The sequence below is a fragment of the Kibdelosporangium persicum genome (genome assembly GCF_013280595.1).
Taxonomy (GTDB): domain Bacteria; phylum Actinomycetota; class Actinomycetes; order Mycobacteriales; family Pseudonocardiaceae; genus Kibdelosporangium; species Kibdelosporangium persicum.
This window is the reverse complement of sequence record NZ_JAAATY010000011.1, coordinates 187,908-213,042: the sequence shown is the minus strand read 5'-3', so window position 1 is coordinate 213,042 and position 25,135 is coordinate 187,908. Positions and strand designations below refer to the sequence as shown.

The 25,135-nt window shown below is 69.2% G+C and carries 28 protein-coding genes; 16 read left to right on the top strand and 12 right to left on the bottom strand.

The annotated features are described in order from the left end of the window. Nucleotides 1–68 precede the first annotated feature (68 nt). Nucleotides 69–761 carry a TetR/AcrR family transcriptional regulator gene (locus tag GC106_RS21275; RefSeq protein WP_312872766.1) on the top strand — a complete coding sequence of 231 codons (693 nt, stop codon included), beginning with the start codon at nt 69–71 and terminating at the stop codon, nt 759–761. Here GC106_RS21275 and hemW read toward each other — a convergent pair. Next, nucleotides 758–1,975 carry a radical SAM family heme chaperone HemW gene (hemW, locus tag GC106_RS21270; RefSeq protein ID WP_173133413.1) on the bottom strand — a complete coding sequence of 406 codons (1,218 nt, stop codon included), beginning with the start codon at nt 1,973–1,975 and terminating at the stop codon, nt 758–760. The two genes, GC106_RS21275 and hemW, sit on opposite strands and share 4 nt — an antisense overlap. 352 nt (nt 1,976–2,327) lie before the next feature. On the opposite strand from hemW, the gene GC106_RS21265 reads away from it, so the two are divergent. The 9 genes from GC106_RS21265 to GC106_RS21230 are packed head-to-tail and all read left to right on the top strand — an operon-like array spanning nt 2,328 to nt 10,543. After that, nucleotides 2,328–4,010 carry a nitrite/sulfite reductase gene (locus tag GC106_RS21265; RefSeq protein ID WP_173133410.1) on the top strand — a complete coding sequence of 561 codons (1,683 nt, stop codon included), beginning with the start codon at nt 2,328–2,330 and terminating at the stop codon, nt 4,008–4,010. Next, nucleotides 4,007–4,162, top strand: coding sequence for an Insertion element protein (locus GC106_RS21260; RefSeq protein ID WP_173133407.1), 156 nt, complete (start codon nt 4,007–4,009; stop codon nt 4,160–4,162). The genes GC106_RS21265 and GC106_RS21260 overlap by 4 nt, the downstream gene beginning before the upstream one ends. Next, on the top strand, nt 4,159–4,857 hold the full coding sequence (locus GC106_RS21255) for a phosphoadenylyl-sulfate reductase (RefSeq protein ID WP_173133404.1): 699 nt from the start codon (nt 4,159–4,161) through the stop codon (nt 4,855–4,857). The genes GC106_RS21260 and GC106_RS21255 overlap by 4 nt, the downstream gene beginning before the upstream one ends. A 12-nt stretch (nt 4,858–4,869) precedes the next feature. Continuing rightward, nucleotides 4,870–5,781 carry a sulfate adenylyltransferase subunit CysD gene (gene cysD / locus GC106_RS21250; RefSeq protein WP_173133401.1) on the top strand — a complete coding sequence of 304 codons (912 nt, stop codon included), beginning with the start codon at nt 4,870–4,872 and terminating at the stop codon, nt 5,779–5,781. Beyond that, nucleotides 5,781–7,070, top strand: a complete 1,290-nt coding sequence (locus tag GC106_RS47945; protein WP_246366407.1) for a sulfate adenylyltransferase subunit 1 — start codon at nt 5,781–5,783, stop codon at nt 7,068–7,070. Before cysD ends, GC106_RS47945 begins: the two co-directional genes overlap by 1 nt. A 31-nt stretch (nt 7,071–7,101) precedes the next feature. After that, a complete protein-coding gene (locus GC106_RS21245) occupies nt 7,102–8,154 on the top strand; it encodes an ABC transporter substrate-binding protein (protein ID WP_246366405.1) in 1,053 nt (350 codons plus the stop codon). 13 nt (nt 8,155–8,167) lie between these two features. Further along, a complete protein-coding gene (locus GC106_RS21240) occupies nt 8,168–8,944 on the top strand; it encodes an ABC transporter ATP-binding protein (RefSeq protein ID WP_173133396.1) in 777 nt (258 codons plus the stop codon). Next, complete coding sequence (locus GC106_RS21235) at nt 8,931–9,809, top strand: ABC transporter permease (protein ID WP_173133393.1); 879 nt, start codon at nt 8,931–8,933, stop codon at nt 9,807–9,809. Before GC106_RS21240 ends, GC106_RS21235 begins: the two co-directional genes overlap by 14 nt. Then, a complete protein-coding gene (locus GC106_RS21230) occupies nt 9,806–10,543 on the top strand; it encodes a sirohydrochlorin chelatase (RefSeq protein WP_173133390.1) in 738 nt (245 codons plus the stop codon). Before GC106_RS21235 ends, GC106_RS21230 begins: the two co-directional genes overlap by 4 nt. A 58-nt stretch (nt 10,544–10,601) precedes the next feature. Here the strand turns inward: GC106_RS21230 and GC106_RS21225 are convergent, their stop codons facing one another. The 5 genes from GC106_RS21225 to GC106_RS21205 all read right to left on the bottom strand — a co-directional run bounded on the left by GC106_RS21225 (nt 10,602) and on the right by GC106_RS21205 (nt 13,172). Beyond that, complete coding sequence (locus GC106_RS21225; RefSeq protein WP_173133387.1) at nt 10,602–11,354, bottom strand: enoyl-CoA hydratase-related protein; 753 nt, start codon at nt 11,352–11,354, stop codon at nt 10,602–10,604. Between the two features lie 97 nt (nt 11,355–11,451). Then, nucleotides 11,452–12,081, bottom strand: a complete 630-nt coding sequence (locus tag GC106_RS21220; protein WP_173133384.1) for a cyclase — start codon at nt 12,079–12,081, stop codon at nt 11,452–11,454. 208 nt (nt 12,082–12,289) lie between these two features. Continuing rightward, nucleotides 12,290–12,550: a barstar family protein gene (locus GC106_RS21215; RefSeq protein WP_173133381.1), complete on the bottom strand. Its 261-nt coding sequence runs from the start codon at nt 12,548–12,550 to the stop codon at nt 12,290–12,292. A gap of 2 nt (nt 12,551–12,552) precedes the next feature. After that, nucleotides 12,553–12,966: a guanyl-specific ribonuclease gene (locus GC106_RS21210; protein ID WP_173133378.1), complete on the bottom strand. Its 414-nt coding sequence runs from the start codon at nt 12,964–12,966 to the stop codon at nt 12,553–12,555. 11 nt (nt 12,967–12,977) lie between these two features. Beyond that, nucleotides 12,978–13,172, bottom strand: a complete 195-nt coding sequence (locus tag GC106_RS21205; protein WP_173133375.1) for a hypothetical protein — start codon at nt 13,170–13,172, stop codon at nt 12,978–12,980. Between the two features lie 66 nt (nt 13,173–13,238). Between GC106_RS21205 and GC106_RS21200 the strand changes: the two genes are divergently transcribed. The 3 genes from GC106_RS21200 to GC106_RS21190 all read left to right on the top strand — a co-directional run bounded on the left by GC106_RS21200 (nt 13,239) and on the right by GC106_RS21190 (nt 16,430). Next, entirely contained in the window at nt 13,239–14,204 is a 966-nt protein-coding gene (locus GC106_RS21200; RefSeq protein ID WP_173133373.1) for a zinc-binding dehydrogenase, read from the top strand. 64 nt (nt 14,205–14,268) lie between these two features. Next, on the top strand, nt 14,269–15,750 hold the full coding sequence (locus tag GC106_RS21195) for an amino acid permease (protein WP_173133371.1): 1,482 nt from the start codon (nt 14,269–14,271) through the stop codon (nt 15,748–15,750). Nucleotides 15,751–15,806: 56 nt separating this feature from the next. Further along, nucleotides 15,807–16,430, top strand: coding sequence for a DUF4230 domain-containing protein (locus tag GC106_RS21190; RefSeq protein WP_173133368.1), 624 nt, complete (start codon nt 15,807–15,809; stop codon nt 16,428–16,430). On the opposite strand, the gene GC106_RS21185 is transcribed toward GC106_RS21190, so the two are convergent. From GC106_RS21185 to GC106_RS21175, 3 genes are read right to left on the bottom strand one after another with little or no spacing between them, the layout of a single operon-like run. Further along, complete coding sequence (locus tag GC106_RS21185) at nt 16,399–18,048, bottom strand: DUF885 domain-containing protein (protein ID WP_173133366.1); 1,650 nt, start codon at nt 18,046–18,048, stop codon at nt 16,399–16,401. The two genes, GC106_RS21190 and GC106_RS21185, sit on opposite strands and share 32 nt — an antisense overlap. Nucleotides 18,049–18,059: 11 nt before the next feature. Next, the gene (locus GC106_RS21180) at nt 18,060–19,691 is read right to left on the bottom strand and encodes a DUF885 domain-containing protein (RefSeq protein WP_312872765.1); all 1,632 of its coding nucleotides are present in this window, start codon (nt 19,689–19,691) and stop codon (nt 18,060–18,062) included. Then, a complete protein-coding gene (locus GC106_RS21175) occupies nt 19,688–19,831 on the bottom strand; it encodes a hypothetical protein (RefSeq protein WP_173133364.1) in 144 nt (47 codons plus the stop codon). Before GC106_RS21175 ends, GC106_RS21180 begins: the two co-directional genes overlap by 4 nt. 34 nt (nt 19,832–19,865) lie before the next feature. Here GC106_RS21175 and GC106_RS21170 point away from each other — a divergent pair, with 34 nt between their 5' ends. Both GC106_RS21170 and GC106_RS21165 read left to right on the top strand, forming a co-directional pair. Next, nucleotides 19,866–20,369: a GNAT family N-acetyltransferase gene (locus GC106_RS21170; protein ID WP_173133361.1), complete on the top strand. Its 504-nt coding sequence runs from the start codon at nt 19,866–19,868 to the stop codon at nt 20,367–20,369. 14 nt (nt 20,370–20,383) lie between these two features. After that, nucleotides 20,384–20,884, top strand: coding sequence for a GNAT family N-acetyltransferase (locus GC106_RS21165; protein WP_173133360.1), 501 nt, complete (start codon nt 20,384–20,386; stop codon nt 20,882–20,884). Here GC106_RS21165 and GC106_RS21160 read toward each other — a convergent pair. The 3 genes from GC106_RS21160 to GC106_RS47940 form a co-directional block, all read right to left on the bottom strand. Then, on the bottom strand, nt 20,844–21,878 hold the full coding sequence (locus GC106_RS21160; protein WP_173133357.1) for an NAD(P)H-dependent flavin oxidoreductase: 1,035 nt from the start codon (nt 21,876–21,878) through the stop codon (nt 20,844–20,846). The two genes, GC106_RS21165 and GC106_RS21160, sit on opposite strands and share 41 nt — an antisense overlap. A gap of 68 nt (nt 21,879–21,946) precedes the next feature. Next, a complete protein-coding gene (locus GC106_RS21155) occupies nt 21,947–23,611 on the bottom strand; it encodes a chitinase (RefSeq protein ID WP_173133355.1) in 1,665 nt (554 codons plus the stop codon). A gap of 77 nt (nt 23,612–23,688) precedes the next feature. Continuing rightward, nucleotides 23,689–24,060, bottom strand: coding sequence for a hypothetical protein (locus tag GC106_RS47940; protein WP_246366403.1), 372 nt, complete (start codon nt 24,058–24,060; stop codon nt 23,689–23,691). 196 nt (nt 24,061–24,256) lie between these two features. On the opposite strand from GC106_RS47940, the gene GC106_RS21145 reads away from it, so the two are divergent. Next, on the top strand, nt 24,257–25,099 hold the full coding sequence (locus GC106_RS21145; protein WP_173133353.1) for a pentapeptide repeat-containing protein: 843 nt from the start codon (nt 24,257–24,259) through the stop codon (nt 25,097–25,099). Nucleotides 25,100–25,135 lie beyond the last annotated feature (36 nt).

The following is a 25,135-nucleotide window of genomic DNA, read 5'->3' as shown; positions in this document are numbered from 1 at the left end:
GAACGGTGTTCGACTCGACGAACACCGTTCTATCTACGAACGATGTTCGTGTCAAGTAGAGTGCTCGCGTGGAGCTACCGGACCCGCCGTGGCGCACGGGCGCCCGTAAGCCCGTACGACAGCCGCTGAGCCGCGACAAGATCGTCGACACGGCGCTGGGCCTGCTGGAGAAGGAAGGCATCGAGGCGCTGTCGATGCGCCGGGTCGCCCAGGCGCTGAACACCGGACCGGCCTCGCTGTACGCGCACGTCCGCAACCGCGACGAGCTGTGCGAGCTGATGTTCGACCGCGTCCTCGGCGATGTGGAGCTGCCCGAAGCGGATCCGGCGCGCTGGCGGGACCAACTGAAAGAGCTGTGCTTCGGTCAGGTGAAGGCGATGATCGCTTATCCGGGGATCGCCGCGGTCGTGATGAACGCGATGATCCCCGCCGGCCCCAACGCCTTGCGCCACGGCGAGGCGATGCTGGCGATCCTGCGCGCCGGTGGGCTGTCGGAATCCCAGGCGGCGTGGGCGTTCGACGCGCTTGGCCTGTACGGCAAGGCCTACGCGGTCGAGGTGACCTCGTGGCGGGACGGTTCCCAGGAGGAGATGGCCGAACGCGCCCGTCAGATGACCGAGTACGTGCGGTCGCTGCCCGCGGGGACGTTCCCGAACCTGATCGCCATCGGACCGCTGTTCTCGGCGCAGACCGCGCACGAGCGCTTCGAGTTCGCGATCGACACGTTCATCGCCGGACTGGACGCGCTGATCAAGGCTTAGGGCAACAGGCGGCGCACGATCCCGTCGGCGAGCAGCCGGCCTTCGTCGGTCAGCACGGCGCGGCCCGCGTCGAACGCGGACTGGCTGAGCAGCCCGTCGGACACCGCGACCTTCGCCTCGGCCACGCCGGACTCGTCGAGCACGCCCAGCGGAAGTCCTTCCGCCAGGCGGAGTTCGAGCAACACGCGCTCGACCCGACGGTCCTCTTCGGACAGGATCTCCCGCGCGGCGGCCGGTGATCTGCCTTCCGCGAGGGTCGCGGCGTATCGCGCCGGGTGCTTGACGTTCCACCACCGCACACCACCGACGTGGCTGTGTGCTCCCGGCCCGGCGCCCCACCAGTCACCGCCGCGCCAGTAGTTGAGGTTGTGCTGGCAGCGAGCGGCCACGGACGCCGCCCAGTTCGACACCTCGTACCACCGGAAGCCACTCGTGGACAGCACCGAGTCGACCTGCTCGTACCGCTCGGCCAGTACGTCGTCGTCCGTCGACGGCAACTCGCCACGGCGGATGCGCCGCTCGATGGCCGTGCCTTCCTCGATGATCAACGCGTACGCCGACACGTGGTCGACTCCGGCGTCGAGCACCGCGTCCAGCGACGCCTGCAGGTCGTCCGGCCGCTCCCCCGGCGTGCCGTAGATCAGATCCAGGTTCAGGTGCTCGAACCCGGCGGCCCGGGCCTCGCCCGCCGCGGCGACCGGCCGGCCGGGTGTGTGCTTGCGGTCCAGGATCCGCAGCACGTGCGGCGCCACGGACTGGGCGCCCAACGACACCCGGGTGTAACCGGCTCGCAGGATCTCGGCGAAGAACTCGGGGGACGTCGACTCCGGGTTCGCCTCGGTGGTGACCTCCGCCGCCGAGGTGAGGCCGAACGCGCCGCGGACCGCGTCCAGCACCGACGCCAGCCCGTCGGCGCCGAGCAGCGACGGCGTCCCGCCGCCGACGAAGACCGTGCTCGCCGGAGGCGCCGATCCCAGGACACGAGCGGCCAGGTCGAGCTCGCGGCGCAGAGCCTCGAGCCACGACTGCGGCGAGGCGGAAGTCCCCAGCTCACCGGCGGTGTACGTGTTGAAGTCGCAGTACCCGCAGCGGGTCGCGCAGAACGGCACATGGACGTAGACCCCGAAGGGTCTGCTGCCCAGCCCGGCGACCGCCTCGGGCGGCAGCGTGCCGTCGGCCGGGGCGGGATCACCAGGGGGAAGCGTGGAGGCCACGCCTTCGATTCTCGCACCCGCCGCCGACGGACTGATCCAGGCGTCCGTCGCCGGACAGAGGGTTCACCCGGCGACGGTCAAGGGCGGGTGACCATCGTCCCAGCATGCGGATGGCAGTAGACCACCTGATGGACGCGTGGCACGCTGAAGTCATGTCTGCTGTCGTGCCGGTCCTCCTCGTGGCTCGTCGTCACGTGGATTTCCTGCGCGTCAACAGCGACTTGTGCCGGCGTTGACCCGTTCGCCGGAACAGTTGTTTCTTCTCACCGGCGTCGGATACGCCGGTTTTCCCCTCTTCGGGTGAGGCGGGGCTGGCGTGTGCGAGCGCCCCGACTCCCGAAGAGGACGCCACATGGCTCCGCCAACCACCACCCCCAAGCGGGCCAAGCAACGCCGGGGCGAGGGACAGTGGGCACTCGGCTACCGCGAACCGCTCAACCCCAACGAGCGCAGCAAGAAGGACGACAACCCGCTCAACGTCCGTGACCGGATCGAGAACATCTACGCCCACGGTGGTTTCGACTCGATCGACCCGGCCGACCTGCGGGGCAGGTTCCGCTGGTACGGCCTCTACACCCAGCGCAAGCCCGGGATCGACGGCGGCCGCACGGCCACGCTCGATCCCGAAGAGCTGGACGACGAGTACTTCATGCTCCGCATCCGGATCGACGGCGGGGCGGTCACCACGCAGCAGCTGGCCGTGATCGGCGAGATCTCCCAGACGTACGCGCGGGACACCGCCGACATCACCGACCGGCAGAACATCCAGTACCACTGGATCCGCATCGAGGACATGCCGGTGATCTGGCAGAAGCTCGAAGCCGCCGGGATGACCACGATGGAGGCGTGCGGCGACAGCCCGCGCGTCATCCTCGGCTCCCCCGTCGCGGGCATCGCGGAGGACGAGATCGTCGACGGCACCCCGGCCATCGAGGCGATCAGGAACACCTACATCGGCGACAAGGCCTTCTCGAACCTGCCGCGCAAGTTCAAGACCGCGATCTCCGGCCTGCAGGACGTCGCCCACGAAGTGCACGACGTGGCGTTCGTCGGCGTGGTGCACCCGGAGCACGGGCCCGGTTTCGACGTGTGGGTCGGCGGCGGGTTGTCGACCAACCCGATGCTGGGCAAGCGGCTCGGCGCCTGGGTTCCGCTCGACGAGGTGCCCAAGGTCTGGGAAGCGGTCATCAGCGTCTTCCGGGACTACGGCTACCGGCGGCTGCGGCACCGCGCCCGGATCAAGTTCCTCGTCGCCGACTGGGGCCCCGAGAAGTTCCGCGAGGTGATGGAGGAGAAGTACCTCGGCTACCGGATGATCGACGGCCCCGCGCCGCAGATCCCGGAGGTCGTCCTCGACCACGTCGGCGTGCACAGGCAGAAGGACGGCAAGTTCTACGTCGGCGCGGCGCCGATCGCGGGCCGGGTGTCCGGGTCGATCCTCGTCGAGGTCGCCAAAGCCGCGGAACGCGCGGGCTCCACCCGCGTCCGGTTCACCCCGCAGCAGAAGCTTCTGGTCCTGGACGTCGCCGAGCCGGAGGTGCCGGCGCTGCGGGCGGAACTGACCAAGCTGGGCCTGCACACCGACCCGTCACCGTGGCGGCGCGGCGTGATGGCGTGCACCGGCATCGAGTTCTGCAAGCTCGCCATCGTCGAGACGAAGGCCCGTGCGGCCGAACTGGTCTCGGCGATGGAACAGCGGCTGGCCGACGTCCAGGCGGGCGTCGAGCACCCGGTGACCGTGCACATCAACGGCTGCCCGAACTCGTGCGCCCGGATCCAGACCGCCGACATCGGGCTCAAGGGCCAGATCGTCACCGACGAGGACGGCAACCAGGTCGAGGGCTTCCAGGTGCACCTGGGCGGCGGCCTGGGCCTGGACGCCGGGTTCGGCCGGAAACTGCGGGGCCACAAGGTGACCGGCGCCGAACTGTCCGGCTACGTCGAGCGGGTCGTGCGCAACTACGTCAAGCAGCGCTCCGAAGGCGAGCGGTTCGCACAGTGGGTCCAGCGCGCGGATGAGGCTGATCTGAAGTGACTGAGCGCGCAACACCCTTCTACTGCCCCTACTGCGGTGACGAGGACCTTCGCCCGCAGGAGGAGCCGCACGCGGCCTGGCTGTGCACCGGCTGCCGCCGCGTGTTCGTCGTGAAGTTCGTCGGGATCTCAGTGGGGCAGGTGTCCAGGTGACAACAGCGACCGATGAGTTGAAGGACCTCGCCGAGCGGGCCTCGGCGGAACTGGCCGGCGCCAGCGCGCTGGAGGCGTTGGCGTGGACCGCCGAGACGTTCGGCGACAACTGGATTCTGGCGTCGAACATGCAGGACGCGGTGCTGATCGACCTGGCCGCCAAGGTCAAGCCGAACTTCGACGTGTTGTTCCTGCAGACCGGGTACCACTTCCCGGAGACCATCGGGTTGCGGGACGCGGTCGCGGCCACCTACTCGGGCATCAACATCCTGAACGCCGCCGCCGACCAGAGCGTCGCCGAACAGGACGCCGAGTACGGCCCCAAGCTCTACGAACGCGCCCCTGACCAGTGCTGCAACCTGCGCAAGGTGATCCCGCTGCGGCGGACCCTGGCCAACTACGACGCGTGGGTGACCGGGGTGCGGCGGGTCGACGCGCCGACCCGTGCGGGCACTCCGATCGTGCAGTGGGACGAGCGCAACAACCTTGTGAAGATCAACCCGATCGCCCCGTGGAGTGACGAGGAGTTCCGGGCGTACATCGACCGCAACGGGATCCTGGAGAACCTGTTGGTGGCCGAGGGCTACCTGTCCATCGGCTGCGCGCCCTGCACGGCGAAGGTCGCGCCCGGCGCCGATCCCCGCAGTGGCCGGTGGGCGGGCCAGAACAAGACCGAGTGCGGACTGCACGGTTAGAAGGGGGTATCTGTGACGCTCGCGCTTGACCGGAGAACGGCCAATCTCGACGCGCTGGAGTCCGAGGCGATCCACATCTTCCGTGAGGTGGCCGGCGAGTTCGACCGCCCGGTGATCCTGTTCTCCGGCGGCAAGGACTCCACGGTGCTGTTGCACCTGGCGCTCAAGGCCTTCTGGCCCGCGCCGGTGCCGTTCGCCCTGTTGCACGTGGACACCGGGCACAACTTCCCCGAGGTGATCGACTTCCGGGACCGGGTGGTCGGGAAGCACGGGCTGCGGCTGCTGGTCGCGCACGTGCAGGACTGGATCGACGACGGCAGGCTGACCGAACGCCCGGACGGCACCCGCAATCCGCTGCAGACAGTGCCGTTGCTCGACACCATCGCGGAGAACAAGTTCGACGCGGTGTTCGGCGGCGGCCGCCGTGACGAGGAGCGGGCCCGCGCGAAGGAACGGATCTTCAGCCTGCGCAACGCGTTCGGCCAGTGGGAGCCCAAACGGCAGCGTCCCGAACTGTGGAACCTGTACAACGGCAGGCACCGTCCGGGAGAGCATGTGCGGGTGTTCCCGCTGTCGAACTGGACCGAACTGGATGTCTGGAACTACATCGCCCGCGAGAAGATCGAACTGCCGGACATCTACTACGCGCACGAGCGCGAGGTCTACCTGCGCGACGGCATGTGGCTGGCCGAAGGCCCGTGGGGCGGCCCCCGCGACGGGGAAACGCTGGAACGCAGGACGATTCGCTACCGCACGGTCGGCGACGGGTCCTGCACCGGTGCGGTCGACTCGGACGCCCGCACCATCGAGGACGTCATCGCCGAGGTGGCCGCGTCGCGGCTGACCGAGCGCGGCGCGACCCGCGCCGACGACCGGCTTTCCGAAGCCGCCATGGAAGATCGCAAACGGGAGGGTTACTTCTGATGAGCGATCTGCTCAGGCTCGCGACCGCGGGCAGCGTGGACGACGGCAAGTCCACTTTGGTCGGACGGTTGCTCTACGACACCAAGTCGGTGCTGGCCGACCAGCTCGACGCGGTGCACCGGGCGAGCGCGGACCGCGGACTGGCGACGCCGGACCTGTCGCTGCTGGTGGACGGTCTGCGGTCGGAACGCGAACAGGGCATCACGATCGACGTGGCGTACCGGTACTTCGCCACGCCGAAGCGGTCCTTCGTGCTCGCCGACACCCCGGGACACGTGCAGTACACCCGCAACACCGTCACGGGCGCGTCGACCGCGCAACTGGGCGTCCTGCTCGTGGACGCACGCAAGGGCGTGATCGAGCAGACCCGCAGGCACGCGGCGGTTCTGGCGTTGCTCGGTGTGCCCCGGCTCGTGCTGGCGGTCAACAAGATCGACCTGGTCGGCTACGACGAGGCGAACTTCAAGCTGACCGCCAAGGAGTTCACCACGCACGCCAACGCGTTGGGCTACGCGGACTCCGACGTGCTGACGATCCCGGTGTCGGCGCTGGTCGGCGACAACGTCGTGGAACGCTCGGCCAACACGCCCTGGTACACCGGGCCGACGTTGCTGGAGCACCTGGAGACCGTGCCGGTCGAACCCGACCCGCACCACGTGCCGTTCCGGTTCCCGGTGCAGTACGTGATCCGCCCGCGCACGCCGGAGTACCCGGACTACCGCGGCTACGCCGGGCAGGTCGCGGCGGGCACGATCACGCCCGGCCAGGAGATCGTGGTGCTGCCGTCCGGCGGGCGCAGCGTCGTCCAGCGCATCGACACCCCGGACGGTGAACTGGCCGAGGCGACCGCGGGCCAGTCGGTCACGCTGGTGCTGTCCCATGATCTGGATGTTTCCCGCGGCGACTTGATTTCCGCCGCGGACGCTGCCCCGGCCGTGGTCGACGAGTTCGACGCGACGCTGTGTTGGTTGGCGGACAAGGCTTTGCGCGCGGGAGCGCGGGTCCTGGTCAAGCACGGCACGAAGACCACGCAGGCGTTCGTGACCGACCTGGTGACCCGTTTCGACGAGCAGAGGCTGTCCAGCGTGGAGTTGCCGGACTTGTTGCAGTTGAATGACATCGGCCAGGTCAGGATTCGCACCGCGGAGCCGCTGCCGGTCGACGACTACACCGTCAACCGGCGGACCGGGGCGTTCCTGGTCATCGACGCGAGCGACGGCACGACGTTGGCCGCCGGCCTGGTCGGCGCGCCGTTGCCCGTCCGGGACGCCGTCAACCCTGGCCCCTGATCCCATTTCCCTGCGCCTGAGAGGAACGTCCTTGAGCACGAGTCGCGCACTTCGCTCACTGGCCGCCGCGGCGGCGGCACTAGCCCTCGCAGCGGGGTGTACCCGTGCCGGCGGAAGCGATGAGCCGGTTGCTCAGGCACAGGGGCCTGCCGCGGAGGTGCGGCTCGGGTACTTCCCGAACGTCACCCACGCGCCGGCCGTCATCGGGCACAAGAAGGAGTTCTACGCCAAGGAACTCGGCTCGACCAAGCTCTCGGTGACCACGTTCAACGCGGGCCCCGAGGAGGTCAACGCGCTGCTGGGCGAGTCGCTGGACATCGGGTTCATCGGCTCCGGCCCGGCGATCAACGCGTTCACCAAGTCCAACGGCACCATCCAGCTGGTCTCCGGCGCGGTGTCCGCGGGCGCGCAACTGGTCACCAGGCCGGAGATCACGTCGATCGACCAGCTGGCCGGCAAGAGCATCGCCACACCGTCACTCGGCAACACCCAGGACGTGGCGCTCAAGAAGCTGATCACAGAGAAGAACCTGCCGGACGTCAGGATCACCAACCTGGACAACCCGAAGACGCTGGACGCGTTCCGCAAGGGCGAGCTGGACGGCGCGTGGCTGCCGGAGCCGTGGTCGTCGCGGCTGGTGCTGGACGCCGGCGCGAAGGTGCTGCTGGACGAGAAGTCACTGTGGCCCGGCGGCCGGTTCCCGACCACGGTGATCATCGTGCGGCAGGAGTTCCTGCGGCAGTACCCGCAGACCGTGCAGGCGATCCTGCGGGGGCACGTCAACGCGATCGAGTGGGCCAAGGGTAATGCGGCGGACGCGAAGAAGGTCGTCAACGACACGCTCAGGCAACTGACCGGCAACTCGCTCAGCGAGCCGGTGCTGGACAGCTCGTTCACCGCGATCGAACTGACCACCGACCCGATCGCGTCGACGTTCCCGCAGCTCGCCAAGGACTCGGTGACCGCGGGGATCGTGAAGTCCGCCGCCGACCTGAAGGGCTTCGCGGACCTGTCCGCGCTCAACGAGGCGTTGCGGGCGACCGGCAAACCGGCGGTGGACGCCGCCGGACTGGACCAGAAGTAGGAGACGAGGGGCCATGACCGCCACACTCGAGCACGTGCAGTCCGGTACCGCTGTGTCCCTTTCGGGGGTGAGCAAGGTCTTCGGCCGGGGCCCGCAGGCGGTGGTCGCGCTCGACGGAGTCGACCTGAAGGTCGCGCCGGGCGAGTTCGTGTGCCTGCTCGGCGCGTCCGGCTGCGGCAAGTCCACGCTGCTCAACCTGGTCGCGGGCCTGGACGCGCCGACGGGCGGCAGCATCGAGCTGAACACCTCCCGTCCCGCGGTGATGTTCCAGGAGGCCGCGCTGATGCCGTGGCTGACCGCCGCGCGCAACATCGACCTGCCGTTGCGGCTGGCCGGGTTCGGCAAGGCCGACCGCAAGGCGAAGGTGGCCGAACTGCTGGAGCTGGTGCGGCTGGGCGGCGCCGGGCACAAGCGTCCGCACGAGCTGTCCGGCGGTATGCGCCAGCGGGTCGCGCTGGCCCGTTCGCTGGCCGCGACCCAGCGCGTGCAGGGCACCGACGAGCCCGCGCTGCTGCTGATGGACGAGCCGTTCGCGGCTCTCGACGCGATCACCCGGGACGTGCTGCAGGGCGAACTGCTGCGCGTCTACGAGCGGACGTCCACCGCGGTCCTGTTCGTGACGCACGACGTCCGTGAGGCCGTACGCCTCGGGCAGCGCGTGGTCCTGCTGTCGTCGCGGCCCGGTCGTGTCGTCCAGGAATGGTCCACTCAGGACGGTGCCGCCGAGGCGCTCACCGAGGAGATCACCGCCCGGCTGCGAGAGGTGATCAGCACCCATGCCAAGTCCTGACGTCCAGGACCTGTCGAAGGTCGAGGAAGGCCTCGACGCGCTGGACAGCCCGGCCACCACCCGGACCGAGCCCGGCTGGCGCCGGTTCGTGCGGTCCGCGTTGCCGCCGCTCGTCGCGCTGGTCCTGCTGGTGGCGGTCTGGCAGGCGCTGTGGGCGGCGGCGTTCTGGCCGGAGTTCCAGCTGCCCGCGCCGCTGGCGGTGTGGTCCCGCTTCGAGGAACTGGCCGAGACCGGCCGGATCTGGGAAGTGCTGTGGACGTCCATCCACCGTGCCGTGCTCGGGTTCCTGACCGCGCTGGTGATCGCGACGCCGCTCGGTCTGCTGGTCGCCAAGGTCCGGGTGGTCCGGGCCGCGATCGGCCCGTTGCTGAGCGGGTTGCAGTCGTTGCCTTCGGTGGCGTGGGTGCCCGCCGCGATCCTGTGGTTCGGCCTGAACGACGCGACGATCTACTTCGTGGTGCTGCTCGGCTCGGTGCCGTCGATCGCCAACGGCCTGGTGGCCGGGATCGACCAGATCCCGCCGATCCTGCCGCGCGTCGGCAAGACACTCGGCGCCGGCCGGTTCGCCGCCGCCCGGCACATCCTGCTGCCCGCCGCGTTGCCCGGCTACATCGCCGGCCTGAAACAGGGCTGGGCGTTCTCGTGGCGGTCGCTGATGGCGGCCGAGTTGATCGCGCAGAGCCCGGACCTGGGGCTCGGCCTCGGCGCGTACCTCAACGAGGGCTCGAACTTCAACGACATGCCGACCGTGATCACGGCGATCCTGCTGATCCTGCTGGTCGGGATCGGCATCGACCTGCTGGTGTTCCGCCCGATCGAACGGGCCGTGCTGCGAACGCGCGGCCTGACCGGAGCCTTGACGTGATCCCTCTCATCGCAGTCGCCCACGGCAGCCGCGATCCCCGTTCCGCCGCGACGATCACCTCGCTCGTCGGCGTCGTGCGGGCCATGCGGCCGGGGCTGGACGCCCGGGTGTCCTTCATGGACCTTTCGGCGCCCCGGCTCGGCGACGTCCTCACGGGCCTGCGAGGGCCTGTCGTCGTGGTGCCTTTGCTGCTCGGCCGGGCCTACCACGCCAAGGTGGACGTCCCGGCCCTGGTGCACGAGGCGTGCCAACGCAATCCCCGGTTGTCGGTCTCGGTCACCGACGTCCTCGGCCCGTCACCCCGGTTGGAGTCCGCGGCCTTGCGTCGGCTGACCGCCGCCGGGGCCGCTTTCGGCGACCCGTCGCTGGGCGTGATCCTGGCCGGCGCGGGATCGTCCGACGCCCGCGCGAACGCCCGGGTCGCGGCGATCGCCCAGCGGTGGGCCGTCCAGTCCGGCTGGGCCGGGGCGATCGAGGCTTTCGCGGCCTCGGCGACTCCCGACGTGCCCACCGCCGCCGCGGCCCTGCGGGCACGCGGAGCGTCCCGGATCGCCGTGGCGTCGTGGTTCCTGGCTCCGGGCTTGCTTCCCGACCGGGTCTACGACGCGGCCCTGAAGATGGACCCGGATGCCGTGATCGCCGACCCGTTGGGCGCGGACCCGGACGTCGCCGAACTGATCCTGCACCGCTACGACGAAGCCCTCCAGGGCACCACCCTCGAACAAACCGGCTGACCACCCCTCGTGAGTGTTTGTCAGGGTTAGAACACCGATAAACACTCACGAGGGGTGATCAGGGGATCCAGGTGGGTTTGCGCTTCTGCGCGAAGGCCGTGATGCCTTCCTGGCCTTCCTGGCTGGCGAAGAACTCGGCTGAGAGCTTCAGCATGGCCGGGAAGTCGCCGGGTCCGGAGCGCAGCAGCTCCTTCGTCGCGGCCAGGGCGACCGGGCCGCCGAGGACCAGCATGCCGGTGTAGCGCCTGACTTCGGCGTCCAGCTCCTCGGCGGGCACCGCGGAGTTGATCAGGCCGATGGCCACGGCACGGGCCGCGTCGAAGGTCTCGCCGGTGAGGAAAAGTTCGTGCGCGGCGCGGGGAAGCAGGCGCGGCAACACGGTCACGGAGATCACGGCGGGCACGACGCCGATGCGTACCTCGGTGAAGGCGAAAGTCGCGGTGGAGGCGGCGACGGCGATGTCGGCGGCCGCCACGATGCCGACGCCGCCAGCACGGGCGGGCCCGGCGAGCTTGGCGACGACGGGTTTCGGGCTGGTACGGATCTGCTCGAGGATTTCGGGGAACTCGTTGACGCCCTGGTCGCCCGCGGACGCTCCGCCCGCCTCCTTGAGGTCCATGCCCGCGCAGAACACCGGGCCGGTGTGGTCGAGCACGATCACGCGGACGTTGTCGTCGCCGACCGCGGTCGAGAGATGCCCGCGCAGTTCGCTCCGCAGCTGCCGGGACAACGCGTTGCGGTTGTGCGGTGAGTCGAGCGTGATGGTTGCGACGCCGCGGTCGACGGCGATGTGGACCAGTTCGTCAGCCATGGCTCAATCTTCGCCGATGGGGGAACGGGAACGGGTGCTGAGGGCCACCCCGCGCCGGGTGGCCCTCAGCACATGTCTCTTCCTGACCGGCCGGAACTCACCCGATCGTCGTGCTGGTCAGCACCGGGTTCGGGTCCGGATAGGCGACGGTGGCCGCGTCGATCGGCAGGCCGAACGCCGTGATCACCGTGGTGAAGGTCAGCCCGGGCGCGTCGTAGCTGGTGCCGCCGAGCTTGGTCTCGATCGTGCCGGACGAACCGGCGGTCAGCGTGATGGTCACCGTCGGCAGTTCGAAGGCCGCGCCGCCCTTCAGCGGACCGGCGATCTTCAGCACGACGTCACCGCCTTCGAGGCCGACGGTCGGCGCGGCCGGGCCGAGGCCCGAGCCGCCGGTCGCGGTGGCCGAGACGAAGGTGGAGTTGGCCGGTACCGGCAGCTTCAGGGCGATGTTCTTGATCTCCCTGATCTCGTAGCCGCCGCCCTCGGCCGGAACCGTGTTGGGTGCGGGGTCGATGGTCACCGTCACCGCGCCGCCCGCGGCGACGCCGGCCGGCGCGGTGGCGTCGATGTCCTGGTTGAGCACGAGTTCCGCGGTCTGCCCGAAGGCTGAGGCGCGGACCTGGTAGTTGATGGTCTGGACCGCCGCCGATGCTGTCGTGCCCAGCGCGAGCAGGGGTGCAAGGGCGAACGCGGCCACCGTGGCCAGCCGCAGGGGAGCCAGCTTCATCGATGCCTCCTTGTGGTGTAATCCCTCAAGGCTCGGTACCCGAGGGTAACTCACGTTTCAACGCTTGACCTTTCCCACGGTATTCACAGAGCTACCGACGGTGGAAGGCTTCGGCCGGATGGTGGTGCGGATGCGACAACACGCCGCAGATGTGTTGGTCCGGACCGACAACGGCCGAGCGGCCCAACGCCGATCAGCCAGTCGCCGATCAGTCCTCGAGCACCAGCGTGAGCCGGTCGGCGTTGCCCAGGATGTCGGCGAACTGCTCGTAGTCGCCGGGGTCGGCCTCGCGCAGGGTCCGCGGCGACCGCCAGACCAGCGTGTGCTCGCCCGGCGGCAGGTCGTTCACCACGTCGTTGAGCGCGTCCAGGTTGCGCCCGAAGTAGTCCGGGAAGTCCATCGCCTCGGCCAGCGCGTCCAGCATCGCGGCCTTGGTGCGGATCTCACTGCCGTCCAGCACGTAGCGCATCGTCACTTCCCCGGGTCCACCAGAACGAACGAGTCGTAGTGGTTCTCGGTGTAGTACAACTCACTTTCCTGGCCATGGACCAACCGGCGGGCGCCGCGGTCGTCACTGCCCGGCGTCGGCACGGTGTACTCGCGGTAGTAGTCCCTGGCCTTGACCGGCAGGCGTTTCTCCCGGTTCTCGAACGTCGCACCGTCCCGAGTGGACGGGAAGGGGCCGCCCTTCTCGATCAGCCGCCAGGTGGCCGTGGCCTCCGGCGGCAGCTGCGACAGCGCGGTGACCGGCAGGCCCGAGTCGTGGCCGGGCAGGTGCGCCGGTCCCGGGGACGATCCGGAGGAGGCGTCGCGGATCAGCCAGCCCGCCACCACCAGCACGACCAGGCCGATCAGGGCGAACGTGATGCGTTTGCGCGACCCCATGGCGCCCAACCCTAATCGCAGTCGGGTTCCGCGTTGCGCGACGGGCTGACCTTGCTCGCGACGAAGTCGACGACGCGGTCGATCGCCCACGCGCCGACCGTGCAGACCGGCAACAGGACCGCGATCACGATCGCGAACTGGGCCGGGAACGGCAGCTGCGTGATCCACAGCTCCACGCCGTTCCACCAATCGGACAACCATGACACGCCCCGAGGCTACGCCGTGGCCGAGCCCACAGGCGCACGAATGGCGTAATCGGTAAGTTGCAAGGCATGTTCGCCGTGTATGCAGCGTCGCCTCAGCCGGACAACCCCCTCGCCGCGTTGACGATCGGTGACCGGCCGTCGCCGGACGTGCCGGACGGCTGGGTGCGGGTCACGATCAAGGCGGCGAGCCTGAACATGCACGACCTGTGGACGCTGCGCGGGGTGGGCATCAAGCCCGAGCAGTTCCCGATGATCCTCGGCTGCGACGGCGCGGGCGTGCTCGACGACGGCACCGAGGTCGTGCTCCACTCGGTGATCAGCTCGCCGGGCTGGACCGGCGACGAGACCCTCGACCCGAAGCGCACCCTGCTGACCGAGAAACACCAGGGCACGTTCGCCCAGACCGTGGTGGTCCCGGCGCGCAACGTCCTGCCCAAGCCCGCCGGGCTGTCGTTCGGCGAAGCGGCCTGCATGGGAACGGCATGGCTGACGGCCTACCGGATGCTGTTCGTGAAGTCCGGTCTGCGTCCCGGTCAGACGATCCTCGTGCAGGGCGCGTCCGGCGGCGTGGCCACCGCCCTGATCCAGCTCGGCCGCGCGGCGGGCTTCCGCGTCTGGGCCACCGGCCGATCAGCGGAGAAACGAGAGCTGGCGGTGTCGTTGGGCGCCCACGAGACGTTCGAGTCCGGCGCCCGCCTGCCGGAGCGGGTGGACGGCGTGTTCGAGACGGTCGGCAAAGCGACCTGGTCCCATTCGATGAAGTCGCTGAAGCCCGGCGGAGTGGTGGTGGTCTCCGGCTCGACCAGCGGCCCGGACGCGAACGCGGACCTGCAGCGCCTGTTCTTCCTGCAGCTGAGCGTGATCGGCTCGACCATGGGCACCCGCGACGAACTGGCCGACCTGCTGGCGTACTGCGACGTGACCGGCGTCCGCCCGAAGATCGGCACTCAGCTGCCGATGGACCGCGCCGAGGAGGGTTTCCGGGCCATGCTGGACGGCGACACCGCCGGGAAGATCGTCTTCACCCGGTAGGCCGCGAGCGTAGTGGGAATTTCCTCATCCGGCCGCCGGGCGATCACGGGACTATGTTCGGTGGATGTCTGACCTACAGAGAAGTGGGTTGGGTGGCGGGTCGGGGATCTTCCGCCGCAAGCCCATCGAGCAGATCGAGGACAGTACGGGCACAGGACTCACCAAGACGCTGGGTCTGTGGCAGCTCACGGCGATCGGTGTCGGCGGGATCATCGGCGCCGGCATCTTCAGCCTGGCAGGCAGTGTCGCGCACGGCGATCCGGCCAACGGGGTGGCGGGGGTCGGGCCCGCCGTGGTCATCTCGTTCCTGATCGCCGGGGTGGCCAGCGCGGCGGCGGCGTTCTCGTACGCCGAGTTCGCGGGGCTGATCCCGAAGGCCGGGTCGGCCTACACGTACGGCTACGCCGTGCTCGGCGAGGTCGTCGGCTGGTTCATCGGGTGGGACCTGTTGCTGGAGTACACGGCCATCGTGGCGGTGGTCGCGATCGGCATCTCGGGGTACTTCAACTTCCTGGTCGACCAGATCGGCATCGACCTGCCGCAGTGGATGCTGGGGGCGCCGGGCACCGAGCCGGAAGGGGTGGCGGCGGGCACGTACAAGGTCAACCTGATCGCGGTCGTGCTGTGTCTGCTGATCGCGTTCCTGCTGACCAGAGGGATCAAGTCGGCCGCACGGTTCGAGACGGCGGTGGTCGCGATCAAGGTCGCGGTCGTGCTGCTGGTCATCGTGGTCGGGTTCTTCTACGTCCGGACCGGCAACCTCACGCCGTTCGCCCCGGACGGTCTCGGCGGCGCGATGAGCGGAGCGGCGCTGGTGTTCTTCGCGGTGTTCGGCTACGACGCGATGTCCACCGCGGCCGAGGAGTCCAAGGACGCGCAGCGGCACATGCCCAAGGCGATCATCTACTCACTGGTCATCTCGATGGTGCTGTACGTGCTGGCCTGCCTGGTGCTGACCGGCATGCAGGACTACACGCAGATCGACCCGGCCAGCGGGTTCTCCACGGCCTTCGCCAGCGTCGGCCTGGGCGGGCTGGGCACGGTGATCGCGGCGGGAGCGATCGTCGGCATCCTGACCGTCATGTTCACGTTCATGCTCGGTGTCACGCGGGTGTGGTACGCGATGAGCCGTGACGGTCTGTTGCCGCAGTGGTTCGCCAAGACGCACCCGGTGCGCAAGGTGCCGGTGCGGGTGGCGTGGCTGGCGGGCATCATCTCGGCCGTGCTGGCCGGGCTGCTGCCGATCATCGAGGTCGCCGAGCTGACGAACATCGGCATCCTGCTGGCGTTCGTGGTGGTCTGCATCGCGGTCATCGTGTTGCGTTATCGCAGGCCGGACCTGCCGCGCACGTTCCGTCTGCCGGGCATGCCGGTGGTGCCCGCGATCGGCGTCGTCTTCTCCATCTGGCTGATCACGTTCCTGCAGCCGATGACCTGGCTGCGGTTCGCCGGGTGGTTCGCCGCCGGTCTGCTGATCTACTTCCTGTACAGCAGGCGCAAGTCGCTGCTGAACACCGGCCGCGACCGCTCCGGCACCTCCGAATAGCGGAGTATCCGCCTCTCAGGAGTGGGTACCCCACGCCTGAGAGGCGGTGGTGGCCCGTGAAAGCACGCTGGATCAAACCCGCGGCACTGACCGCCGCGGCACTGCTCGTGATCGCCGCGGCACTGCAGATCGCCGGCCTGATCCCGAAGTTCGGTTCGTCCACAATAGACAGATCACAACCCGCTGTGCTGCAGGCGATGCGCGACCTGAGCCAGTACCACGCCGCGGCGGGCGACTACCAGGTCGTCGTGGACATCGAGAAGGACGTCCCGTGGGTGCCGTCGTCCATCGCCGGTGAACGGACCCTGTTCGTCGCCGCCGGGTCGGTGGACGCGTTCGTCGACTTCGGCGGGATCGCCGACGGCAACATCGTCGTGTCCGAGGACCGGACCTCGGTCGAGTTGAAGCTGCCGCCGCCGCAGTTGGCCAAGCCGAACCTGGACAACCAGCGCAGTTACGTGTTCAGCCAGGAACGCGGCCTGATCGACACGATCGGCGCGCTGATCGAACCGCCGCAGCAGCAACAGTTCTACGTCGCCGCCGAACAGAAGATCAGCGAGGCCGCGCAGCGGTCAGGGCTGGTCGAACGCGCCCGCACCAACACCAGGTCGATGCTCACCGGGATGATGCAGGCGCTCGGCTACCGCGTCACGTTCCAGGAGACGCCCCGCCCCGAGTGACCGCCCACTCGCCGACGACCTCGTCGAGCACGGGCATCGGCAACGCTCCTCCGCCGAGCACGACGTCGTGGAACTCCTTGATGTCGAAGCGATCCCCGAGGTCGTGTTCGGCGCGTTCGCGGACCCGCTGGATCTCCAGGCGGCCGACCATGTACGCCAGCGCCTGCCCCGGGTCCTCGATGTAGCGGTCGGTCTCGGACTGGATGTCCACTTCGGTCATCACCGTGTTGGCCCGCAGGTACTCCACGGTCTGCTCACGCGTCCACCCCATCGCGTGCAGACCGGTGTCCACCACCAGCCGCGCGGCTCGCAAGGAGTCCTCGGCCAGCATGCCGAGCCGCGCCAGGTCGTCGGAGAACAGGCCCATCTCGTCGGCCAGCCGTTCGGCGTACAGCGCCCATCCTTCGACGTACGCGGTGATCGACGCCAGCCGCCGCAACAGGTGCAGGCCGGTCGACTGCTGGGCGAGCGCGATCTGGAAGTGGTGCCCCGGCACGGCTTCGTGGAACGTGATCGACTCGGCGCCGTAGCGGTCCCGCTCGGTCGCCCGGTACGTGTTCGCCCAGTAGGTGCCTTCCCGTGACCCGTCCAGCGCGGGCGCGGTGTAGTACGCGCCGGCGGCGTTGGGTGCCTCGGCGTCCGGAACCGCCTCGACCTGGCACCGCTTCTCCGGCAGGCGCGCGAACCATTGCGGCGCGGCACGTTCCGCCCGTTCGATGGTCGCCCTGGCGTGCGTCAGGATCTCCTCGGCGCTCCCCCAGCGAAGCGAATGGTCCGTCCGCAAGCGTTCCTGCACCTCAGCCGCGGTGCGCACACCGAACACGCGACCGCCGATGGTCGCGTACTCGTCCGCCAGCGCCTCGATCAACTCCAGGCCCGTACGGTGCAACTGTTCCGGCGTGCGCGCAGTGGTCGTGTGCACGCGGACCATCGCGTCGTACGCCGCGTCGCCGCCTGGCAACCAGCACAGCCCGGGCTTGTCGTCCGATCTGCCGTGCGGCGCGATCTCCTGGTCCAGAACCTCCCGGTACCGCGCGAACGCCGGGCGTACGGCGTCCGTGAGCAGCCGGTCGCGTTCGGCGGTCCGGCCGCCGCTCAGCACCGCCTCGGCGAACAAGTCACCGTCCTGGTTCAGATAACGGTCGATGTGCGCGACCGCGGTCCGCACCATCCTGGCCACGGGGAAGCGCCGCGCCGCGACCGCGGCACGGTTGCGCTCCGCGGCCTGGCCCAGATAGCGCGGGATCGCCGAAAGCCGCTCCAGGTAAGCACGTTCGGCCTGTTCGGTGATCGGCACGACGCGCGGGATGTACGTCGCGAGCCGGATCGCCGGCGCGGTGAGGAAGTTCGCCACCACGTGGTCGGACAGGCCCGCGTTGAGCTTGTCCACCAAGGACGCGGCCAGCTGCAGCACCACGCTGCGGGTCACGCTCGGCTCGGCCAGTTCGGCCTCGGCGGCGAGCTGCACCGCACGGTCGCGGAACCGCCCGTCCGCACTGAGATCACGCAGCTCGTGGTCGTGTCCCGGGATTCCCGACAGGCTCGCCTCCAGCGGGTCCTCCGAACCGATCAGCTCCAGCAGCCGGTCGGCGATCCGGTCGATCTCGCCGGCGGTCACGCGGCCACCGTTCACGCGGCAGCCTTCGTCCACTCCGCGACGGCCTGGTCCAGCGCGGCCATCGGCAACGGGCCGCTGCCCAGCACCAGGTCGTGGAACGCCTTGATGTCGAAGGCCGCACCGAGCTCGTCCGCGGCTCGCGCGCGCAGCCGCTGGATCTCCAGCCTGCCGACCATGTAGGACAGTGCCTGGCCGGGCATCCCGATGTAGCGGTCCGTCTCGCTCTGGATCTCCACATCGGACATCACGGTGTTGTCCCGCAGGTAGTCCACGACCCGCTGCCGCGACCAGCCGAACGCGTGCAGCCCGGTGTCCACCACCAGCCGGGCGGCACGGACCGAATCCATCGCGAGCATGCCGAGCCGCGCGACATCGTCGGAGTACAGGCCCATCTCGTCCGCCAGCCGCTCGCAGTACAGACCCCACCCCTCCGCGTACGCGTTGATGGCCGCGCAGCGGCGCAACATCGGCAACGTGAGCTCCTGCGCGATCGTGCACTGGAAGTGGTGTCCCGGCACGGCCTCGTGGAACGCGGTCGCCTCGGAGATGTACCGGTCGCGCTCGGTCGCCCGGTAGGTGTTGGCGTAGTAGATGCCCGGCCTGCTGCCGTCCAACGCGGGCGGGTGGTAGTACGCACCCGCCTCGTGTTCCTCGCTGGCAGCCGGGCTCCTCTCCAGCACACAGGCCTGCGAAGGCAGTAACCCGAACCACCGCGGCGCCGCGGCTTCGGCACGGTCCATCGCCGCACGAGCCCCGGCCAGCAACTCCTCGGCGCTGGTCCACTTCAGAGCCGGGTCGGTCCGCAGCCGGTGGTGCACCTCGGCGACGGTCCGCACACCGAACGCCCGGCCGCCGATCTCGGCGTACTCCTCGGCCAGCGCTTCGATCAACGCCAGACCGGTCTGGTGCAGATCCTCTGCTGTCCGGTCGGTCGTGGTGTGCACGCGGGCCAGGGACGCGTACGTCGCCTCGCCGTCAGGCAGCCAGCACAGACCGGGCTTGTCGTCCGGCCGGCCGTGCGGTGCGACGTCCTCGGCGATCGCCGTCCGATACTTCGCGAACGCGGGACGGACCAGCTCGTCGATCAGCCGGTCACGCTCGGCCGTGTCCGTCACCGGCACCTGGCGCAACGGGTCGGACTCCGGGTGGGCGAGGTAGTTGTCCAGGTGAGTCAGGGCGTACGCGGCCCGCGACGCGACCGGGGTGCGTCCCGCCGCGATCCCGGTCCGGTGCCGCTGTGCCGCCTTGGCCAGGTACTCCGGAATCGTCGCCAGCCGGGTGAAGTAGTCGCGCTCGGCCTCGGCGTCCTTCGGCCGGACCATCGGCAGCATCGAGTGCAGCCGGGCGATCGGGCTGACCATCAGGTCGGCGACCTCGGTCTCGACCAGTTTGGCGTCGATCCGCGCGACGATCGCCTCGGCCTGGTCGATCGCCACCGCCCGGGTGCCCCAGTCGTCGGTCTCCAGCGCCCGGGCCCGGCGGGCGGCGTCGAGCGCCCGGGACCGCAGGCTCGCCTCGGCGGCCTCGTCGAGGTCGCTCAGCCTGCTGTCCACGCCGGGCAGGCCCTGGATCATCTCGCCGAGCGGGTCCTGTTCGATCAGCAGCTCGAGGACCTCGTCGGCGAGTTTCTCTGTCTGGGTCACAACTCCCCCGTCACCACGTCGGCCGGTACGCCCATCGGTACCGGTTCCAATCTGCCACACGGGTCCGACAACCGCGCCGCCACGACCGGCCGGGCACCAGGCTCCCCGATCGCGGCCTCGTCGGCGACCGCGTCGATCACGAGACCATTCTGTCCAGTGGGGTAGACATGACGCATGCGAATTCGCGCTGGTGACGAGACCGACCTCGACACGATCCTGGCGTTGGGCGACGAGGCAGTCGCGTGGATGGCGGCGCGCGGCAACATCCACCAGTGGGGCACCATGCCGTGGACACAGAGCGCCGGCCGGGCCCAGAGCGTCCGGAACATGATCGCCGCGGCCGACCTGTGGATCGCCGAACTGGACGGCGAACCGGTCGGTGCCATGATCACCGGCGACCACCCCGTGCCGCACGTCCAGCCGGTCGACGAGCCGGAGGTCTACGTGTGGTTCCTGATCACCTCGCGGCGGCACGCGGGCAAGAAGATCGGCTCCCAGCTGCTGGACAAGGCCGTCTCGCTGGCCCGCGAACGCGGCATATCGCTGGTACGCGTCGACTGCTACGCCGGCGGCACGGGAGACCTCGTGCGCTACTACGAACGCAACGGCTTCGTGAAAGCAGAGACATTCACAGCCATCAACGACTGGCCCGGCCAGGTGTTGGTCCAACGGATCTGAGGTAGACAGAACACATGCGAATTCGTGCCGGTGACGACACCGACCTCGACACGATCCTGGCGTTGGGCGACGAGGCCGTCGCGTGGATGGTGTCCCAGGGGAACACCCAGCAATGGGGCACGCAGCCGTGGTCACAGAACGCCGCGAGGATCACGCGCGTGAGGGACATCCTCGCCGAAGGCGAACTGTGGGTCGCCGAGCTGGACGGCGAGCCCGTGGGCGTGTTGGTCACGGCCGGCAAGCCCGATCCGCACGTGCCGCTGGTCGACGAGCCGGAGATCTACGTCCGGCTCCTGCTGACCTCGCGGCGGCACGCGGGCAAGAAGATCGGCTCCCAGCTGCTGGACAAGGCCGTCTCGCTGGCCCGCGAACGCGGCATATCGCTGGTACGCGTCGACTGCTACGCCGGTGGCACCGGCGAGCTCGTCCGCTACTACGAACGCAACGGCTTCGTGAAGACGGACACGTTCACCGTCAACGAGTGGCCTGGTCAAGTGCTGAGCCAACGGACCTGATCGCGTCCCGCAGCTGCTTGTCCAGCAGGGCGACCACTTCGGCCACTGGTCCCTGCGGCGCCTGCGAGTAGGTCTGGCCCGCGTACAACGACATCGCCTCGGGATCGCCGGCTTTCGCGGCGGCCGCGCGGATCGGCTTGGTCATGCTGTTGATCTGCGGATACGCCCGCGGAGCCGGGTCGTTGCCGGTCATGAACCGGTTGACCATGGCCCGGGCGGACCGGCCGCTGAACGCCCGGGTGATCGCGGTTTCCCGGCTGCCGCCGAGGGCTTCCCGGTGCAACGGCTGGGTCCCGGCCTCGGGGCAGCGCAGGAAGGCGGTGCCGAGCTGGGCGGCGACCGCACCCGCGGTGAGCACCGCGGCGATGTCCGCGCCGTGCACCAGACCGCCCGCCGCGATCAGCGGAAGGTCGACCGCGGCACCGACAAGCCGCAGCGCGGCAAGCAAACCGTACGTCGGGGCGTTGTCGTCGACGAACACACCACGGTGTGCTCCTGCCTCGAAACCCTGCACGCACAAGGCATCCGGGCTCAGCTCGGCGGCCTGCCGGGCCTCCGCCGGACTGGTCACCGTGATCACGATCCTGCTGCCGACGGCCCGCAACCGGGCGACATCGTCGCGCGACGGCAGCCCGAAGGTGAACGAGACGGTGTCCACCGGGTCGTCCACCAGCACGTCGATCTTCGCCGGGTAGTGGTCGTCGGTCCACGTCGAGTCACCCGGCTCGGTGCCGTACGCGGCCTTCAGCCTGTCCCGGTAGGCCGCCAGGTCCGCGGCGACATCCTCAGTGGACTCCTCGCCGGGGACGAACACGTTGACCCCGAAGGGTTTCGAGGTCAGGTCCCTGGTCCTGGCGATCTGCCCGGCCAGGGCCTCCGGCGTGACGTACCCGGCCGCGAGGAAGCCGTACGCTCCCGCGTTCACCGCCCCCGCGACGAGTTCCGGCGTGGACGGACCACCTGCCATGGGCGCGACGATGACACGAGGGAACATGAGCCGAGGATAGAACTCGGGAGTGGCTCTCGCCCGTGGGCTGAGGCGAGAGCCACTCCCGGTGCACCTCAAGGCAGGGTGTCGAGGTGCGGTGCGACAGTGTTCGCGAACTGGTAGCCGTTCGAGGCGTCCCAGTTGATCGACCAGGTCATCGCGCCACGGATGCCCGGCCAGGTGGTGCTCGGCTTGAAGGTCCCGCAGTTGGTCCCGCGCGCCAGGCAGTTCAGTGCGTTGTTGACGTTCGACGGCGACTGGTAGCCGCCTCCGGCGCCGCTGGGTGACGCCGGCAGGCCGAGCCCGACCTGGTCGGGGCGCAGGCCGTTCTGCAGCTGGATGCACGCCAGCGCGGTCAGGAAGTTGACCGTGCCCTGGCCGTACACCCCCTGGTCGCAGCCCAGCATGGTGCCGGAGTTGTAGTACTGCATGTTGACGATGGTCAGGATGTCCTTGATGCTCAGCGCCAGCTGGAAGTACCCGGCCTGGGTGCTCTGCATGTCGATGGTCTGCGGCGCCATCGTGATGATCTTGCCGCCGCCCGCGTGGATGCTGCGCAACGCCGTCGCCATCGGGCCGGGGTGGATGCCGTTCTCCAGGTCGATGTCCACGCCGTCGAAGCCGTAGGTGCTGATCAGGCTCTTGATGTCGTTGGCGAAGTTGGTGGCCGCGGTGTTGTCGCCGACCACCACCGTGCCCTTCTCACCGCCGACCGAGATGATCACCTTCTGGCCGCGTGCCTGCACGGTTTTGACGTCCTGCCGGAACTGCGCGTCGGTGTATCCGCCCAGCTGCGAGGAAAGACCGGAGTCGAGCGTGAACGTGACACCGCCCGCACGGCCCGCGACCGCGTCGGCGAAGGAAACCGCGATGATGTCGTAGGTCGTCGGCACGTCGGCGAGCCGCAGCGCCTTGGCGCCGTTGTAGAAGTTCTGCCAGTAGCCGGTCAGCACGTGTTTGGGCAACGGACCGCCCGGGTTGCCGCCCCCTGTCGGCGGTGTCGTCACGGAAACCGCTGTGGTCCTTGGCGATTCACCGACCGAGTTCACGGCGCTGACCTGGTAGCTGTAGGTCGTTTCCGCCGTCAGGCCACTGTCACTGTACGAACTGGCCGTCGGTGAGGCGACGAGTTGGTTGTTGCGGTAGACGCGGTAGCTCGTCGCGTTGGACGGCCCGTTCCAGGACAAGCTCGCGCTCGTCGGGCTCGTCGCGTTCGCGCTCAATCCTGTTGGTGCGGCGGGGATCGTCGGTGTCCCACCAGGACCGTCGAGGGACACGTCGTCGGCGTAGTACGTGGGTTGGCCGTACCAGCCGTGCAGGTAGACCGTGACGTTGCTCGTCGACGCCGCGGTGGTGAAGTCGAGGCTCAACTGCGTCCAGCCGGTTCCCGGTGCCCAGGTGTTGCGGTCGGCCAGGCCGTTGCCGTTGACACCGAGGTAGGTGTAGCTGCCGTTGACCCACGCGGTGAGTTTGTAGGCGGTGTTGGGCTGCACGGGGATCTGCTGGGTGCAACGGGCGAAGTCCTGCCCGCTCGGCGTCCCGGCCAACGCCTTCGTGCCGGACCGGACGGGACTGCTCACGACGGTCGCGCCCGTGCACGACCAGCCGGATAACGTGCCCGTCTCGAAGCCCGGGTTGCCCACTATGTTGGCGGCGACGGCCTGCCCGGCCGGTACCAGAGCGAGCGCGGCAATAGCGGCGGAGACGGCTGCGAGCAGCCGCCTGGTCCTGCTGACCATGTTCTTTTCTCCACACCCGCGCCCGGCTTGTGGTCTACACCACTAAAATGGATTAGACCAATAGTCGCTGTCAACCCCTAGTTCGGCTCTTGTGTGCGAAGCGCACAATGACGCGCATGGGTTTCGTACTCGATGACGCCATCCGGATCGCCCGCGAGGCACACGCCGGCCAGGTCGACAAGAGCGGCAACCCGTACATCGACCACCCGCTGCGCGTGATGGCGCGGGTGCGGGGCGCGCATGCCCAGATGACCGCCGTGCTGCACGACGTCATCGAGGACACGTCGCTCACGGCCGCGGACCTTCGCTCCGCGGGCTGCCCTGAGGACGTGATCACGTCGGTCGTGGCGTTGAGCAAGGTCCCGGGCGAGGCGATGCCGGACTACCTCAGGCGCGTGGCCGCGGACCCGATCGCCGTTCAGGTCAAACGCGCGGACATCGGCGACCACCGATCCGGTCCGGTTGGCGGCGCTCGACGCCGAGACGCAAGATCGGCTTCGCGCGAAGTACGCCGAGGCGATCCGCCTGCTGGACGAGTTCGCCGCCCACACCTTCGAGTAGTGCTGGCTCGCCGGCGCACTGCCGATGTTCCCCTACGTGGCCAGATCACGCAGGAAACGCGGGTCATTCGACTGGGTTCAACTGGTGACCGCGCTGACCGCGGCGGGCGCGCTGGTGTTCACCGGCCTTTCCCTGGGCGAGACGCGGCGGCAGGTCGAGATCGCCGAGCGCGGCCAGGTGACCGATCGCTTCAACCGGGCGATCGACCACTTCGCCAGCACCGACGAACTGGTCAAGCTCGGCGGGATCCACGAACTGGACAGCATCGCCCGGGAATCGCCCCGTGACCGGGCCGCGGTCACCGCGATCCTGGCGGCTTCGGTGCGCAAACACCGGGCCCTGGTCGGGAAACCGTGCGGCTACGACGGCATCGACACCGAAACGCACACCGTCCTGACTGTCCTTTCCGGACTCGAAGCCGGTCGCGCTGTCGATCTGCGGCACACGTGCCTCAACCTGCTCCTATTGCCCGGAGCCAGATTCCGGTGCGTCCAGCTGCAGGGCAGCGCGTTGCGCGGAGCCACGCTGATCGACGCCGACCTGACCGGCGCCTATCTCGTCGGCGCGAACTTCAGCGAGCCCACCCTGCCGTCCGACCATCCCCAGGGCGCGGTGCTGAGCCGGGCGCGGCTGGCGGGTGCCCAGCTCAACCGGGCCCGGCTGGCACACGCGCACCTCGACAAGGCCGACCTGACGCAGGCGAACCTGTCCGGTGCCGTCCTGACCGGCGCGAACCTGTCCGGGGCGACGCTGCACGGCGCCGATCTGTCCGGCGCGAACCTCACCGGCGCCGTCCTGTCCGGAGCCGATCTCTCCGGCGCCTCCATCACGGGAACTGTATTCCCGGCCGCGGACCTCACTCGAGACGACGCCATTCGTGCCGGGGCGGTGGAATCCCCGCCGGGAAAACCGGCCGACCGGTGTTGAGCCGCGAAGTCTACAGATCCGCGGGACCACCCGGCA